The sequence below is a fragment of the Niallia sp. WK069_GA_01 genome, from assembly GCF_983173855.1.
The window spans coordinates 1,837,910-1,855,127 of sequence record NZ_OZ470138.1; the positions used below are offsets into that span (position 1 = coordinate 1,837,910).

The following is a 17,218-nucleotide window of genomic DNA, read 5'->3' on the forward strand; positions in this document are numbered from 1 at the left end:
AAGATGTATTTGGATAGTACAGAATAGATAAAGTGCAATCCAGTCTGTTAAGTTGACGAATCTTAAGTGGAATTATTAAAACAAACGGTTATCGTATATTCTGCTAACATTATATGTAGCGTCATCCTGTATACAAAGAGAGTTTCTCTTTTCATAGGATGGCTTATATTTGTGATGACATTAACGTACTTCTATTCGTTAATTAGTAGTAGAAATATTCAAAAGTACATAGTTGTTGTTTAACTGTAAGAAAGAAGTCATCTTTTGTTTATCTTTGAGGAGGATCAATACATAATGGTAAAAAGAAGTAGAATTATTGCTTTCTTGTTAATCATCCTACTTTGTGCCGGTTTACTTGGCGGTACAACAAAAAATATTTTGCATCATATTAATTTAGGATTAGATCTTCAAGGGGGATTTGAAGTACTTTATGAGGTAACACCAATTGAAGGCGGAAAAAAAATCACACCAGATGTTCTAAAGAGTACGGCACAGGCCCTTGATAGACGGGTTAACGTGTTAGGGGTAAGTGAACCGAGTATTCAAATTGAAGGAAATGATCGTATTCGTGTGCAGCTTGCTGGTGTTACAGACCAAAACAAAGCAAGAGAAATTCTATCGACAGAAGCAAATCTGTCTTTTCGTGATGTAAACGATAAGAAATTAATGGATGGATCGGATCTTGTGGAAGGCGGGGCTTCTCAAGGCTTTGATCAAAATGGAAAACCGAGTGTATCGCTTAAATTAAAAAGCGCAAGCAAGTTTAAAAATGTAACGGAGCAAGTATTAGGAAGTGCTCTTGTAATTTGGCTGGATTATGAGGATGGAGATTCGTACAAGAAAGAAGCAACAAAAGAGAATCCAAAATTTTTATCCGCTCCAGGAGTTAGCCAAGTGTTTAATCAAGATTCTGTACAAATTACAGGAAACTTTACCGTTCAGGAAGCAAAAAGCTTAGCAGATTTATTGAATGCAGGTGCACTGCCTGTAAAGCTTGATGAAAAATATTCAACAAGCGTTGGAGCGCAATTTGGCGACCAGGCATTAAAAGATACGATATTTGCTGGTATAGTTGGTGTCGGACTTGTCTTTATCTTTATGATGCTATACTATCGACTGCCAGGTATTGTTGCTGTAATTACATTGACAGTATATGTGTATTTAAATCTGCTTGTACTCGACTTAATGAATGGTGTTTTAACATTGCCGGGGATAGCAGCGTTGATTCTTGGTGTCGGTATGGCAGTGGATGCCAATATTATCACCTATGAACGAATTAAGGATGAACTGCGTGTCGGCAAGTCGCTCCGAGCAGCATTTCATGCAGGAAACAAAAATTCTATATCTACTATTTTTGACGCCAACCTTACTACAGTATTAGCGGCAGTTGTCCTATTTGTTTATGGGACAAGTTCTGTTAAAGGATTTGCGACATTATTAATCGTCAGCATCCTTGTCAGCTTTATAACAGCGGTATACGGATCAAGATTAATGCTTGGATTATTAGTTCATAGCAAGGCATTTAATAAGAAGCCAACATGGTTTGGTGTAAACCGCAAAGATATAAAAGATATTAATGAAAACTATGATACATTAACATTGCCAACGAAATTTGACCGTATTGATTTTGTGAAATATAAAAACATCTTTTTCGCGATTTCAGGTGTGCTGATTGCGGCAGGAATTATTATCCTATTTGTATTTAAATTAAATTTAGGTATTGATTTCTCCAGCGGATCCCGTGTGGAAATTATGGCGGAAAAATCGCTAAAAACAGAAGAATTACAGCAAGAAATGGAAAAAGTAGGTATTGCTGCAGACGATATCGTAATATCTGGAGAAAATCAGGAAATTGGCGCTATTCGCATTAAAGGTGACCTTAGTAAAGAAAAGATTGCTGAATTAAAAACGGAATTAAAAAACACATACGGACATGAGCCGAATATTAGCACGGTTTCCTCTACTATCGGAAAAGAACTGGCTAAAAATGCTTTTTATGCTGTGTTAATTGCATCTATTGGCATTATCATTTATGTGACCATTCGTTTTGAAATTTATATGGCCCTTGCCGCTGTATTGGCACTGCTTCATGATGCATTCTTTATTATCGTTATATTCAGCATCACACGACTTGAAGTGGATATTACCTTTATTGCCGCTGTATTAACGATTGTAGGTTATTCTATTAATGATACGATTGTTACATTTGACCGAATAAGAGAAAACTTAGCGAAGAAAGAACGTATTAAAACAGCACAGGAAATTAAAGAAATTATTAATCGAAGCTTAAGACAAACATTTGCCCGTTCGATTAACACGGTAGTTACAGTAGTAATTTGTGTGGTTGCCTTATTAATCTTCGGCAGTGATTCGATTAAAAACTTCTCTACTGCTTTGTTAATTGGTTTAGTTGGTGGAGCTTATTCTTCCATCTTTATTGCCTCTCAATTATGGTATGTATGGAAGAAAAAAGAATTGAAGAAAAAAGGTGTACTTATTACGGTAAAAGAAAAACGAAAAAGCACAGACCAGCCTCAAGTGTAAGCATGCATAGAAAAACGCAGAGTCTCATTCTTATTTTGGAAAAGAAAATACTTCTTTTATCATAATAAGAATGGGATTTTGCTTTTTTAATATTATCAATCCAAACAAGGAAACCCCTTTTTTATTTTGATGTTTTACTTAGTTGAAAAGAAGGGAATAGGAAAATAAATACATTGACTGTTTTGGAAGTTAATTTCACTTGGGGTACTGTCAATATTTTTGTGTAAATGACTTTTCAACTTCTCAAGGTAGATGATCACCTTCGTATTCAAATAGATTTGTTCGAAGTGTTGATTTGGGTGTCTAGGAAAGGGCTAGCCCTTTCCTAGACACCCAAATTTCGCGCTGGCACGTCCCGGTTAGTTTGTCGGTTCATGTAGCTGCTCAAACATCTCTTCCAACTCTGCACGTGCCTGATTGAAGCCGATGTGACAGCGTGAGGCGAAACGTTGATTGTAGTCCTCGAACTGCGTCACTAAAAAACGTTCCAGTGATTCTTCGTTCGGAAACTGTTCCTTGCGCTTTGTATATTTTTTGATTTGCTTATTGAACGACTCAATTAAATTGGTCGAGTAGATGCTTCGCCAAATTGCTTTTGGAAACTGATAAAACGTCAGTAAATACGGGTTATTTAGTAAGCCTTGTGTAACTTTTTTGTACGATTTGCTCCATTTCTCGCAGAACTGCCCAAGTGCTAGCTCAGCTGCTTCGGCGTCCTTTGCCTGGTGAATCATTTTAAAATCTTCGCAGACTTCCTTGCGATCCTCTACGCGTACTTTATGCATAATATTGCGACCGACATGAACTAAACAGACTTGATATTTTGCTTTTGGAAACACAGTGAAAACAGCGTCTGCCATGCCTTTTAAGCCGTCTGATACGAATAATAAGACGTCTTCTACACCACGGTCTTTCAGCTCTTCTAGTAGCTCTTGCCAGTTGTAAGCAGACTCTGTTGGGGCAATCGTATAAGCGAGTACCTCTTTAGAGCCGTCTTCGCGAATACCAACAGCGATATAGACAGCTTCTTTGGACACCGTATCACGACGCACGGCAATATACGTCGCATCTAAATACACGCATACGTAACGATTATGCAACGAACGGTTGTTAAATGCATCGACTGTTTCTGAAACCGCTTTTGTCATATTCGAAATCGTTTGAGGCGTATAGTGATGGCCGTACATTTTTTCGATTAACTGGGCAATTTCAGCCATCGTAATGCCTTTTTTAAACAGGTGAATCACCGTATCTTCAAGCGTATCATTCGAACGCTTATACGGAGCCACGGTCTGTTGTTTGAACTCACCATTGCGATCACGTGGAATTTGAATGGCTAAATCGCCGTACTCTGTGTGAAGCGTACGCGAATAAGACCCATTGCGTGAGTTGCCTGAATTAAAGCCAATACGGTCATATTTTTCATAATCTAGAAATTCCGTTAACTCTGTCACAAGTAGCGAGTTGATCGCCATTTCCAAGTGCGAACGAAAAACCTCGGTAATATCTTGTTTTTTTACTAGTGCATCGATAATTTCTGTTGTAAACTGATTCATAGGGAAGACCTCTTTTCTAGGATTGGTTGTGGTGACTTAATTCTACCAAGAGAAGGTCTTCCTTTTTACATGGAAATTTTCATTTACACAAAATATTTTATACTCTCTCACTTGGCATGAAATAAAGGGGGAAACACGATGAAAAGACAATGGAGTTTATTATTAGGTATACTATTTGCACTTATCGTAGCTGTATTTGCAGTAATTAACGTAGAACCGGTTACAGTAAACTATTTATTTGGAAAAGGCGAATGGCCATTAGTTTTAGTTATTTTAATTTCTGTTCTTCTTGGCGGATTGATGATTGGTTCTGCCGGCATATTAAAAATATATTCTTTGCAGAAAAAATTAAAAACTAGCACAAAAGAAAAAACAGAGCTGGAAGAAAAACTAGAAAAGTATGAATTGCAGCAGCCAGAAGTAGAAGGAGAAAGTTTGTAATAGTTGAAGCTGAATTCAAAGGTCGTTCCTTATCGATTTTTGGATTCAGCTTTTTTTAAAATCCCGCGTATCTCAGGATAATTCCGCGTATCTCGGGATAATCCCGCGTATCTCGGGATAATCCCGCGTTCCTCGAGGGAATTCCGCGTATCTCGAGATAATTCTGCGCTTCTCGGAATATTCCCGCGTTCCTCGAGGGAATTCCGCGTATCTCGAGATAATTCCGCGCTTCTCGGAATATTCCCGCGTTCCTCGAGATAATTCCGCGTATCTCAGGATAATCCCGCGTTCCTCGAGATAATTCCGCGTATCTCAGGATAATTCCGCGTATCTCGAGATAATTCCGTGTTCCTTCAGTTAATTCCGCGTATCTCGAGATAATTCCGCGTATCTCGAGATAATTCCGCGTTCCTCAAGATAAATCCGCGTATCTCGAGATAATTCCGCGCTTCTCAAGATAATTCCGCGTATCTCGGGATAATTCCGCGTATCTCGAGATAATTCCGCGTATCTCGAGATAATTCCGCGTATCTCAAGATAATTCCGCGTATCTCAAGATAATCCCGCGTATCTCAGGATAAATCCGCGTATCTCGAGATAATTCCGTGTTCCTTGAGTTAATTCCGCGTTCCTCGAAATAATCCCACACTCCTCGAGAAAATTCACCTCCCCTCTCAATAATCATGCGTTCACAAGTGTCATTTTCATCATCACAGCTTTTTAATGATATTTTGATTTCACAAAGAGAAGGGGATACACAGGCTGAGCGTTTAGAAGCAACAATATGCGAAAAGATTCTTTTGTTTTAATAGGTAAATAGTATGAAATTATCGAAACGATTTCTTTCATTGAAAAGCAATAGACACAGCTTGTATAATGAATAGATTGGGGTGATAAATATGTTACATTCAAAAACAAGGTGGATAACACAAAATAATAATTCAGAAGCACTTATTTCTGAGTTGGCAGACCAATTAAAAATAACGCCTCTTGTTGCTTCCCTGCTTGTAAATCGAGGATATCGAACGGCTGCGGAAGTACAAGAGTTTTTATATGATGAAAATCAAGATTTTCACGATCCATATTTACTTTTAAATATGGAAACTGCTATAGAAAGAATTCGCAAAGCAATAAGTAAAGAAGAGCAGATTTTAATATTTGGAGATTATGATGCGGGTGCGACACGTTTCCTAACTGAAAAGGTTAGGCACTAGGGAAATCCCTAGGAGAACTAATTTCTCGATAGGTAGAATGAGAGGGTAACGCCTTGAAATGCCTACTCTGATACTCCGACATGCCTTTTCTAAGGTTAAATAGGAAGGTATGAAGCTCGGTGAAGTCGGCAGAGAGATACCGTAAATCGGTTAATTATAATTGATACGAAAGCTGTCCAGAGGTGGATGGTGTATCCCATATGCCGGGAGTCCATAAAATATCTATGGTTAGAATGTATTGTGAAATACTGACGAATCTCTGAATGTACGGGACTAGACGTAGATGTTGTAGAAATGCAACAGGTGGCAAAGCCATCGTATGTGTGGATGAGTAAAAATCTGGCGTTATGAAAATCCATATCTTGTTACAGGCAAGTTTAAGCATACAGGACCATAGGAGAGACCTACGGATATATGTAAGGATAGGGAAATTGGAACGTGGAAAACATGAGATGTAGAGGTATTAACCTACCAGCGAAGCAGTTCGGTATATAAAGGGGTCTACCTATTAAAACCAATTTACTCATGTGAGAGTGGAGTCACAGTACCTATGAAGCCATGATAACAAGTGGTGGAGGGATAGGCTCTAGTCGGTTACCTTAAAGACTTATAAATGCATAACAGACACAGATTCGATTATGACTAAGAGAATCACCGCTTGAGAAAGGGGTTGATGTCTGTGGCAAATTCACAAATCGTAAAACATGTTATAAAGTCTAAACTGCGTAATGCTGAATACTACAGTATGCAAAACACTTTTGACATACTGTATGAGCAAAGTAAATCAGGAAGCAAATTTAGCAATCTTATAAACATCATTAGCTCACCTGATAATATTAAATTAGCATATCGTAACATCAAGAAAAACACTGGTAGTAAAACTGCTGGAGTAGATGGACGAACAATTGAGCATGTAGCCAAACTAAGTAATCAACAGTTTATTGAGTATGTTAGAAACAAATTAAGAGATTATCATCCAAAAGCTGTCAGACGAGTAGAGATACCAAAATCCAATGGTAAAACCAGACCTTTAGGAATACCAGCAATTTGGGACAGAATAGTTCAACAATGTATTTTACAAGTACTTGATCCCATTGTAGAGGCTAAGTTTTCAAATAACAGTTACGGATTCAGACCTAATCGCTCTGTTGAGAATGCAATAGCTCAGAGCTATAAACTAATGCAACAAGCAAAGATGAGTTTCGTAATTGATATTGATATCAAAGGTTTCTTCAATAATGTGAGTCATGGAAAGTTATTAAAACAAATGTGGACTTTAGGTATCAGAGACAAAAGTTTACTATCCATTGTGTCTAAAATGTTGAAAGCCAAAATTAAGCTGCCAAATGGACAAATCATTGATAATAACAAGGGCACTCCCCAAGGTGGAATACTATCTCCCTTACTGTCAAATATAGTATTAAATGAATTAGACAGGTGGGTAGAGAGCCAATGGCAGGATAATCCCGTATTCAATGAATTAACATATGCAAGGAAGGATAGAAAGGGAAGTATCGAAAAAGGATACAAATACAGAAAATTAAGGAACAAAACAAAGTTAAAAGAATGCTACATCGTAAGATATGCAGATGACTTTAAGATTTTCTGTAGCAATCCCAATCATGCCAAAAGATTATACCTTGCATTGAAAATGTGGCTAAAGGATAGGCTGGAACTTGACATAAGTGAAGAGAAATCTCAAATAGTAAATTTGAAATCGGATTACTCCGAATTTCTCGGCATCAAAATGAAGTTAATCCCTAAAGGAAACAAATGGATTGTTAAAAGTCATATGTGCGAAAAGGCACTACAAAGAACAAAAGACAATCTCAAAGCAATCATCCATGATATTCGATACGATAAGGGAATTAACGACCAGCAGAGAAAAGTCTCACTCTACAACTCAACAGTTATTGGACTTCATCAATATTTCCGTATTGCTACCTTGATTGCAGAAGATATGGGTGATATCGCATATGAGATTAACGCCTGTTTGAAGGACCACCGCATGAAAAGGAGAATTAAGAAAAGTGGACATATTAGTTCAGACTTTATAAAAAAGGAATACGGAAAAAGCAAACAAATGAGGTTTATATCAAAGGACCCACTACTACCTATTGGGTATATAAAACATAAAAACCCAATGATGAAAAGAAACATTGTCAATGCCTACACTAAGGAGGGACGAGAAGCAATTCATCTCAACCTTTCAAAAATTAACATAGCGGTTTTAAGATATATTATGGAGCATCCTGTGAGAAATCGTAGTGTAGAGTATAATGATAATCGAATTGCACTATATAGTGGACAAGGTGGAAAATGTAGTGTTACAGGGAAATTACTGAATCCCTTATTTATACATTGTCACCACAAAGTCCCTAGGTACAAGGGTGGGACAGACGAATATAAAAATCTATGTTTAGTGGATAAAGATATTCATATTCTTATCTATGCTAAGGATGAAGTAACAATCTCTAAATATAAACATCTCATAACAAACACAAAAAGTTTGGTGAAACTCAATACGCTAAGAATAAAACTTGAGCTAGCCGATTTAGCAATATAAAGGACAAACAAACATGTAATTAAATTGTGAATTCTGTAAAGTTATGTAGATTACCAAAGTTTTGAGGTTAGTCGATGGAACGCCGTATGAGGTGAAAATCTCACGTACGGTGTGAAGTGGGGGAAAAGTTAGAGATAATATCAAAGGCTTACCTATCACTATACGGAGTTACGAGCACAACCGTTATGATGAAAACATTGGAAGAATTAGGCGCAAATGTGCAATTTTATATTCCCAATCGTTTTACAGAAGGTTATGGTCCAAATGAAGCTGCTTTTCGTTATGCAAAAACGATTGGTATTGATTTAATAATAACAGTAGATACAGGGATTGCAGCAGTGCATGAAGCAGAGGTTGCAAAAGAATTAGAAATCGATTTGATTATTACTGATCACCATGAGCCTGGACCGACATTGCCGGATGCTTATGCCATTATTCATCCGAGAATTCCTGGCAGCGAGTATCCGTTTCATGAACTGGCAGGCGTAGGAGTTGCCTTTAAAGTCGCGCATGCATTATACGAAAAAGTGCCAGAACATTTGCTGCAATTTGCTGCAATCGGTACGATAGCCGATTTAGTCTCATTAACAGGGGAAAACAGATTAATCGCTAAAAAAGGGATAAAGAAACTGCGTCAAACGAATAATGTTGGTTTAAAAGCACTATTAAAGCAAATGAATGTCGAAACAAACGCTATCGATGAAGAAACAATTGGTTTTATGATAGCCCCTAGAATTAATGCGGTAGGACGTCTTGATAGTGCAGATCCTGCAGTAGAGCTGTTATTAACAGATGATGAAGAGATGGCACAAGCTTTAGCAGCGGAAATGGAAGATACGAACAAGGAGCGCCAGTCGATTGTTAATAAGATTACAGATGAAGCGGTAAAACAAGTAGAAGAACAGTATCCATTAGCAGAAAATCGTGTATTGATTGTGGGGAAAGAAGGCTGGAATCCTGGTGTAGTAGGAATTGTAGCATCACGATTAGTAGAAAAATTTTACCGTCCGACGATTGTTCTGGGATTTGATGAAGAGAAAGGCATTGCAAAAGGGTCAGCAAGAAGTATCGCAGGATTTGATTTATATAAGAATTTATCTACTTGCAGGGATATTCTGCCACATTTTGGAGGACATCCGATGGCAGCCGGAATGACCTTGCAGCTAGATGATGTTGCTCTTTTACGGGAAAAATTAAATTTGCTTGCTTTTGAAGAATTGCAGGAGGACGATCTAATTCCGTTAACAACGGTAGATGGCTCTTTTACATTAGAAGAGCTGAGCCTTGAATCGATACAAGAAATGCAGTTGTTGGCTCCATTTGGAGTTGATAATGCAAAACCAAAAGTGATTTTAAGCAATACAGAAATAGACAGCATCCGAAAAATAGGTGCCAATCAAAATCATCTGAAAATATTGTTAAAACAAGGACAAGCTACTTTAGATGGTATTGGTTTCGGCATAGGTGAATTGTATGATCATATTTCACCATCAGCCAAATTAGATCTACTAGGACAACTGTCTATTAATGAATGGAATAATATAAAAAAACCGCAAATCTTTATTCAAGATATCATGGTGAAAACATGGCAGCTTTTTGACTATCGCGGCGTATTGCAAGTGGAGAAACTAGTGGAAAAAATCCCGAAAGATAATGTCATATGGATCTTTTTTCAACAAGAATCAATTACTCCAGTCATTGAAAAGCAAGTGTCGAATTATAGGCTTGTCGAATCATTAGAGCAGGCGGAAGCCTTTGATTGTACAGAAAAAGTGATTGTTTTAGCAGATTTTCCAAAAAATAAAGAAGTTGTTAACTTGCTATTATCGAAAGTAGAGCCAGAAAGAATTTATGCCAGCTTTTATAAGCAGCAAAGTGATTATTTCAGCACGATGCCAACGAGAGAGCATTTTAAATGGTTTTATGGATTTTTAGCAAAACAAGGAAAATTTCATTTTAAAAAGTACAGTAATGAATTGGCAAAAAGACAGGGCTGGAGTAATGAAACAATTGTTTTTATGACAAAGGTGTTTTTTGAATTAAATTTTGTTACAATGGAGGATGGATTTGTTTTGTTGAATAAGGCAGCAGAGAAAAGAGATTTGACAGAGTCACCATCTTTTTTACAGAAACAAGCACAATTTACGCTCGAACAAGAATTAATCTATTCATCTTATGAGCAATTAAAAAATTGGTTTGATCTTATTCTAAAAAAATCCGTTAACAATGAGGAGGAAGTAAAAGAATGGATTTGAAGCAGTTTGTAACAATTGTTGAAGATTGGCCAAAACCTGGTATTAGATTTAAAGATATTACAACATTAATGGATAATGGTGAAGCATATAGATACGCTACAGACCAAATTGTTTCCTATGCAAAGGAAAAAGAAATTGATCTTGTAGTAGGACCAGAAGCAAGAGGATTTATTATTGGATGTCCAGTTGCTTACTCTTTAGGTGTTGGTTTTGCACCAGTACGTAAGGAAGGAAAACTTCCTCGTGAAACAATCAAAGTGGAATATGGTTTGGAATATGGCAAGGATGTGCTAACCATTCATAAAGACGCTATTAAACCAGGTCAAAGAGTGTTAATCACGGATGACTTGCTGGCTACTGGCGGAACAATTGAAGCAACGATCAAGCTTGTAGAAGACCTTGGTGGCATAGTTGCAGGAATAGCTTTCTTAATTGAATTATCGTATTTAGAAGGACGCAAAAACCTTCATGGTTATGAGCTATTAACTTTAATGCAATATTAATTTTCTGGTATATCAAGATAGAGCGCTGTGAAAAGCGCTCTTTTTGAATAGAAAAAATCCCAAATTAATAAACGTAACGACTTTTTTCGACATTATTTTTAATTTTTTCAAGAAATTTACCAGTATTCTCTTTACAAGCCTCTTTATTTTAATAATAATAGAAATAATGATTCTAAAATTATCAACACTTTATTGTAGCAAATGATGGTAAATCAAAGGAAAACTTCCTGCTTCAATAGAAAAAATGTTGATTTTATGATAAATTTTAATAATAGTACAAGTTCAAAAAGGGGCAAAAATTAGAGCGGAAAGTGTCGAAGCGAGTAAGTCACAGGGCTGGTATAAAAAGCGAGTGTTTGTTAAGGACTGAAGCAAAAGGCAATAGTTCCGAACTTTTTGACAATCTCTAATAATCGGAATACGAAAGGTGATTACATGGCGAATGATCAAGTCTTAACCGCCGAACAAGTCATCGACAAGACAAAAGGATATTTAAACGAAGAGCATACTGCTTTTATTCAGAAAGCATATGATTATACGAAAGAAGCTCATCGTGAACAATATAGAAAATCAGGGGAACCTTATATTATCCACCCAATTCAAGTTGCAGGAATTCTGGCCGATTTAGAAATGGATCCAGCTACTGTTGCTGCAGGTTTTCTCCATGATGTTGTTGAAGATACAGATATCACATTGAATGATATTAGTAATAACTTTAGCAAAGAAGTGGCCATGCTTGTTGACGGCGTTACAAAGCTCGGGAAAATTAAGTATAAATCCCATGAAGAACAGCAAGCAGAAAATCATCGTAAAATGTTTGTTGCTATGGCACAGGACATACGTGTTATCTTGATAAAACTTGCTGATAGACTTCACAATATGCGGACGTTAAAACATCTACCAGCAGAAAAACAGCGTCGTATTTCTAATGAAACATTAGAAATATTTGCTCCGTTGGCACATCGTCTCGGAATCTCTACTATTAAGTGGGAGCTAGAAGACACTGCTTTGCGTTATATGAATCCACAGCAATATTATCGTATCGTAAATTTAATGAAGAAAAAGCGGGAAGAACGCGAACAATATTTAGATGAAGTCGTTTCTGAAATTCGTCAAGGAACGAAAGAAGTAAAAATTGTTTCTGATATTTCTGGCCGTCCTAAGCATATTTACAGCATTTATCGAAAAATGGTTCTTCAAAATAAACAATTTAATGAAATTTACGATCTTCTTGCAGTTCGAATTATCGTAAACAGCATTAAAGATTGCTATGCGGTACTTGGAATTATTCATACGCACTGGAAACCAATGCCAGGGCGCTTTAAAGATTATATTGCCATGCCAAAAGCTAATATGTATCAGTCTCTGCATACAACGGTAATCGGTCCAAAAGGGGATCCGCTGGAAGTGCAAATTCGTACAGCTGACATGCATCGTATTGCTGAGTTCGGGATTGCTGCACACTGGGCATATAAAGAAGGAAAAACAGCAGATGAAGGATCATCGCTTGATGAGAAATTGTCATGGTTTAGAGAAATATTAGATTTCCAAGAAGATACGATCAATGCAGAAGAATTTATGGAAAACTTAAAGATTGATTTATTTTCTGATATGGTGTTTGTTTTTACTCCAAAAGGCGATGTATTTGAACTTCCTTCTGGTTCTGTGCCAATTGATTTTGCTTATCGAATTCATTCTGAAATTGGGAATAAAACAATTGGAGCAAAAGTAAATGGGAAAATGGTAACCTTGGATTATCGATTAAAAACCGGGGATATTGTCGAAATACACACAAGCAAGCACTCATATGGACCGAGTCAAGACTGGCTTAAAATTACACAAACATCCCAAGCGAAAAATAAAATCAGACAATTCTTTAAAAAGCAGCGTAAAGAAGAAAATGTAGAAAAAGGCAAAGAGTTCGTTGAAAAAGAAATTCGAAATATGGATTTTGATTTAAAGGAAATTCTAACACCTGAAAACATTAAAGTTGTTATGGAAAAGTTTAACTTTATGAACGAAGAAGATATGTATGCTGCAGTTGGCTACAATGGAATTACTGCTTTGCAAGTTGCCAATCGCTTAACAGAGAAGTGGCGTAAAAAACGTGATGCGGAACAAACTGCCACCATTTCTAATGCGGTAGCTGAGCTTAAATCTTTTCCAAATAATAAAAAAAGAGCATCTGGAGTTCGAGTTGCCGGCATTGATAACTTATTAATTCGCCTTTCTCGCTGTTGTAATCCTGTTCCAGGAGATGATATTGTTGGGTTCATTACAAAAGGTAGAGGAGTATCTGTACACCGTGCAGATTGTACAAATATAGATACGGAAGATGCTAAAGCAAGACTGATTCCAGTTGAATGGGAAACAGCATTAAATGATCGGAAAGAATATAATGTTGAAATTGAGATAAGTGGCTATGACCGTAGAGGATTATTAAATGAAGTGCTTCAAGCGGTAAATGAATCGAAAACAAATATTTCTGCCGTTTCTGGTAAATCCGATCGTAATAAAATGGCAACCATCTCGATGTCAATCTTTATTCATAATGTGAATCACTTGCAAAAAGTGGTTGATCGTATTAAACAAATTCCAGATGTTTACTCTGTCCGAAGAATAATGAATTAAGGAGCAAAACTGTGCGTGTTGTTTTACAAAGAGCAAAAGAAGCAAAAGTAGAAGTGAATGAAGAAATTATCGGCAGCATTCAAAAGGGCTATGTATTGCTAGTTGGCATCACACATGAAGATACATTTGAAGATGTTCAGTATTTAGCTGAGAAAATAGCACGTTTACGTGTTTTTGAAGATGAGTCAGGTAAAATGAATACAAGTATTCTCGATGTGGATGGGTCTATTCTATCTATTTCTCAATTTACATTATATGGTGATACGCGTAAAGGCAGAAGACCGAACTTTATGAATGCCGCAAAACCGGAATATGCAGAACATTTATATAATCAATTTAATATCGCTTTACGAAATAAAGGACTAGTGGTAGAAACAGGTCAATTTGGAAGCATGATGGACGTTTCATTAATCAATGACGGACCAGTCACACTAATCTTAGAAAGTAAATAGAAAAGCGGAGGCGGCTGTTTAGCCCCGAAGAAAAATGTTCTCCAGCCTCAAAAAGTGTATTTTTACTTTTAGAGGAAGGAGGTTATCTTTCACAGGGGCTAGCCGCAGGAGCTAGACAATAGAAAAGCGGAGGCGGCTGTTTAGCCCCGAAGAAAAATGTTCTCCTTTAATAAAAAAATCGTTATTTTGGATAGAGAAGCCATCAAGCTGTCTATCCAAAAATAACGATTTTTTATTTGAATTTAGATAATATCTAAAGGCATTTTTCTAACAGGTTTTGGAAATATCTTATCAATCATTCGCAATTCTTCCTCTGTTAAATGGATGGAAGCTGCTTTTGCATTTTGTACAATATGTTTTTCTTGTCCAGCTTTTGGAATGGCGATAACCTGTCCAGAACGAATGGTCCAGGCAAGTGCAATTTGTAGAGGTTCCACATGATGTTGCTCGGCAATCTTTTTAATCATTTCATCTTTCAATAATTCTTTGCGCAGACTTCCTCCTTGTGCAAGCGGACTGTAAACCATTATTGGCATCGAATGTTCTTTTTGCCATGCTGTCAAATCAAACTCAATTCCTCTTGAGCCCAAATGATATAATACTTGGTTCGTTACACAATTGCTTCCGTTGGTGCTATTCCATAATTCGTCCATATCGCTTGTATCAAAATTAGAAACACCCCATCTTTTGATTTTACCTTCTTTACATAGCTTTTCCAATCCAATAATGGTTTCTTCTAGGGGCACGGAACCTCTCCAATGCAATAGATATAAATCAAGATAATCTGTTTTTAGCCGTTTTAAGCTGTTTTCACATGCTGAATGTATAGATTTAAGTCCTGCATTATGGGGATACACCTTGCTTACTAAAAAAACATCCTCTCTTCTTCCATGTATGGCCTCCCCAACTACCTTTTCTGATTCTCCCTCTCCATACATTTCCGCAGTATCGATTAAGGACATACCTAACTCAATACCGTGCTGAATGGATTTAATTTCATTCTTTCTATTAAGAGAATCCTCTCCCATATTCCAAGTGCCTTGTCCAATGCAAGGAACTGTTGTACCATCACGTAATGTAACGTGTCGACTGGTTAAACTGGATTTAATTTTTTCATTTGAAATCATTAAACTAATCATCCTTTCAGTTATAAAGGGTAGAGTTGCTACTTCAAGAAACTGCTCTTTTTAAAAAGGTAAGAAAGTATAAAATTTTTTAACTTAGATTAGTGTCTAGCGCAAGCAGCCAGCCCCTGTGAAAGATAACCTCCTGCCTCGAAAGTAAAAATCACTTTTTGAGTCAGGAGAACATTTTTCTTCGGGGCTCTTCAAGGCGCTTGCGCTTTTTTTAATCATAGCCTCTTTTTGGGGGGTTAAACCATATCTAAAGAAAAAACTGCCTCAAATTAAACGAAGGCAGCTTTTTGATCATTGTTTTATTTGAAATAATTGGTTAAACCTTTGTAAATGGCAGTTGAAACGGTCTCTTGATATTGTTGAGTTGATACGAACATTTCCTCTGCTGCGTTGCTTAAATAACCTAGCTCTAAAAGAGTAGCAGGCTGACTGTTTTCTCTAAGAACAAAATAGTTATTTTTCCTAATGCCGCGGTCAGTTAAATTTGTCGCCTCAATGATGCTTTCATGCAGTTCGTTCGCCAGTTCTTTTTGAGATGACGTATAGTAGTAGCTTGTCATTCCCTTAATGGTTGGATCTTTCACACTATCATAATGAATGCTAATAAATGCGTCAGCATGCAAACTGCTGCTTAAATTTACTCTGTTTTGCAAGGAAAGAAATTGATCATTCGATCTGGTTAAGATAACTTGACTGCCTGCAGCTTTTAGTTTATCTGCTAGTAAATTGGCAGTGCGAATCGTTAAATTTTTTTCTAATGTACCTAAAATACCTATCGTACCACTATCTTTTCCACCATGACCGGGATCTATAACAATGATTTTATTTTTTAAGTCCCCTTTTTTTGATGTGACATTGGCTGCATGTAATGTCTTGGCATTAGAGCTTTCCTTGACGATCCAATTTGCTACATATCCTATGTCGCCATTTGTTAATTCTATTTTGTACCAATCACCGATTTCTGCTATTGTTTGAAAAATATCGCCTTCATTAGCAATTAATTTAACAGTAGAATGGACGGTAGCGTTACTTCTTATATTGGTCCCATTATATAGAATGGAAATTTTTTTCTTTATTTTTTTTTCTTTATTTTCTTCATTTTTGTTTTCACTGAGAAGATAATCACTATTTACCCATGCTTCATTTCCGGAATATTGGATTTTTGACCAATTTCCTTGCTGAGAAACAATATGGACTATCGTATCTTTTGCTAATTTGCCAATAATGTCTGCAGTAGTAGAAGGACTATTTCGAACATTGATTTCACTCTCAGAAACAGTTGCAATATTGTTACTAGCTGTATTGTCTGCTTCTGATGAATTCTTGTCGTTAGCTTCTACAAATTCTTGATGCACCCAACCTGTCCCAATATTTGTTTCGATTTCAATCCAATCTCCATTTTCGGAAAGAATGGTAACAGAAGTACCCTTAGTAAGTGTGTTGATGACTTGAAAGTTTGATCCAGGACCGCTGCGGAGCCGAAGTCCATTTTCGGTAACTGCTCCCGTTTTTGATTGGATATTGCTTGTTGCATTGTTATTGCTGTTGTTTTTGGAAACAAGCCAACTTGCGACCCAGCCTGTTTTTCCTGTATGTAATGTAATTTCAATCCAATCTGATTGTTCCTGGATAATCGGGTAATCAGTATTTATGTCCATTTGATCGACAATAGGTGCATTGGTGTTTGGACTTTCTCTAATATTGACAACACTTGTTGAACTGACAGTTTGGCTGCTTTCAGCCACTGCATTCATTGTCGGCAAAATAAGAATCAACAAAAAAGACAGAAGAAAATAAATAAAATATTTACGTTTTTTCAATCAATAAAAACCTCCTTTCCTTAATAGTAGAAATAAACACGCAAAAAGACAATAATATTTTTGTCCTACTTTTACTTAACTTTCGAGCATTATCCCATTT

11 protein-coding genes are annotated in these 17,218 nt (G+C 36.7%); 8 read left to right on the top strand and 3 right to left on the bottom strand.

Annotated elements, in window-relative coordinates:
• Nucleotides 1-294 precede the first annotated feature (294 nt).
• Nucleotides 295-2,544 carry a protein translocase subunit SecDF gene (gene secDF, locus AC5LWL_RS08660; RefSeq protein ID WP_493433936.1) on the top strand — a complete coding sequence of 750 codons (2,250 nt, stop codon included), beginning with the start codon at nt 295-297 and terminating at the stop codon, nt 2,542-2,544.
• A 359-nt stretch (nt 2,545-2,903) separates the two neighbouring features.
• Here the strand turns inward: secDF and AC5LWL_RS08665 are convergent, their stop codons facing one another.
• Complete coding sequence (locus tag AC5LWL_RS08665) at nt 2,904-4,100, bottom strand: IS256 family transposase (RefSeq protein WP_031540362.1); 1,197 nt, start codon at nt 4,098-4,100, stop codon at nt 2,904-2,906.
• 138 nt (nt 4,101-4,238) lie between these two features.
• Here AC5LWL_RS08665 and AC5LWL_RS08670 point away from each other — a divergent pair, with 138 nt between their 5' ends.
• The 7 genes from AC5LWL_RS08670 to dtd all read left to right on the top strand — a co-directional run bounded on the left by AC5LWL_RS08670 (nt 4,239) and on the right by dtd (nt 14,162).
• A complete protein-coding gene (locus AC5LWL_RS08670; RefSeq protein WP_493433937.1) occupies nt 4,239-4,541 on the top strand; it encodes a LapA family protein in 303 nt (100 codons plus the stop codon).
• Between the two features lie 899 nt (nt 4,542-5,440).
• The gene (locus AC5LWL_RS08675) at nt 5,441-5,755 is read left to right on the top strand and encodes a hypothetical protein (RefSeq protein WP_493433938.1); all 315 of its coding nucleotides are present in this window, start codon (nt 5,441-5,443) and stop codon (nt 5,753-5,755) included.
• Between the two features lie 673 nt (nt 5,756-6,428).
• Nucleotides 6,429-8,321, top strand: a complete 1,893-nt coding sequence (ltrA, locus tag AC5LWL_RS08680; protein ID WP_493433939.1) for a group II intron reverse transcriptase/maturase — start codon at nt 6,429-6,431, stop codon at nt 8,319-8,321.
• Nucleotides 8,322-8,437: 116 nt separating this feature from the next.
• Entirely contained in the window at nt 8,438-10,576 is a 2,139-nt protein-coding gene (recJ, locus tag AC5LWL_RS08685; RefSeq protein WP_493433940.1) for a single-stranded-DNA-specific exonuclease RecJ, read from the top strand.
• Complete coding sequence (locus AC5LWL_RS08690) at nt 10,567-11,079, top strand: adenine phosphoribosyltransferase (RefSeq protein WP_493433941.1); 513 nt, start codon at nt 10,567-10,569, stop codon at nt 11,077-11,079. Before recJ ends, AC5LWL_RS08690 begins: the two co-directional genes overlap by 10 nt.
• A 435-nt stretch (nt 11,080-11,514) precedes the next feature.
• Nucleotides 11,515-13,710 carry a RelA/SpoT family protein gene (locus AC5LWL_RS08695; protein WP_493433942.1) on the top strand — a complete coding sequence of 732 codons (2,196 nt, stop codon included), beginning with the start codon at nt 11,515-11,517 and terminating at the stop codon, nt 13,708-13,710.
• An 11-nt stretch (nt 13,711-13,721) separates the two neighbouring features.
• Nucleotides 13,722-14,162, top strand: a complete 441-nt coding sequence (gene dtd, locus AC5LWL_RS08700; protein ID WP_493433943.1) for a D-aminoacyl-tRNA deacylase — start codon at nt 13,722-13,724, stop codon at nt 14,160-14,162.
• A gap of 242 nt (nt 14,163-14,404) precedes the next feature.
• Here the strand turns inward: dtd and AC5LWL_RS08705 are convergent, their stop codons facing one another.
• Together AC5LWL_RS08705 and AC5LWL_RS08710 are read right to left on the bottom strand one after the other, a co-directional pair.
• A complete protein-coding gene (locus tag AC5LWL_RS08705) occupies nt 14,405-15,289 on the bottom strand; it encodes an aldo/keto reductase (protein WP_493433944.1) in 885 nt (294 codons plus the stop codon).
• Nucleotides 15,290-15,597: 308 nt separating this feature from the next.
• Nucleotides 15,598-17,118 (bottom strand): N-acetylmuramoyl-L-alanine amidase family protein, encoded by a 1,521-nt coding sequence (locus AC5LWL_RS08710; RefSeq protein WP_493433945.1) that lies wholly within the window; start codon nt 17,116-17,118, stop codon nt 15,598-15,600.
• Nucleotides 17,119-17,218: the final 100 nt, after the last annotated feature.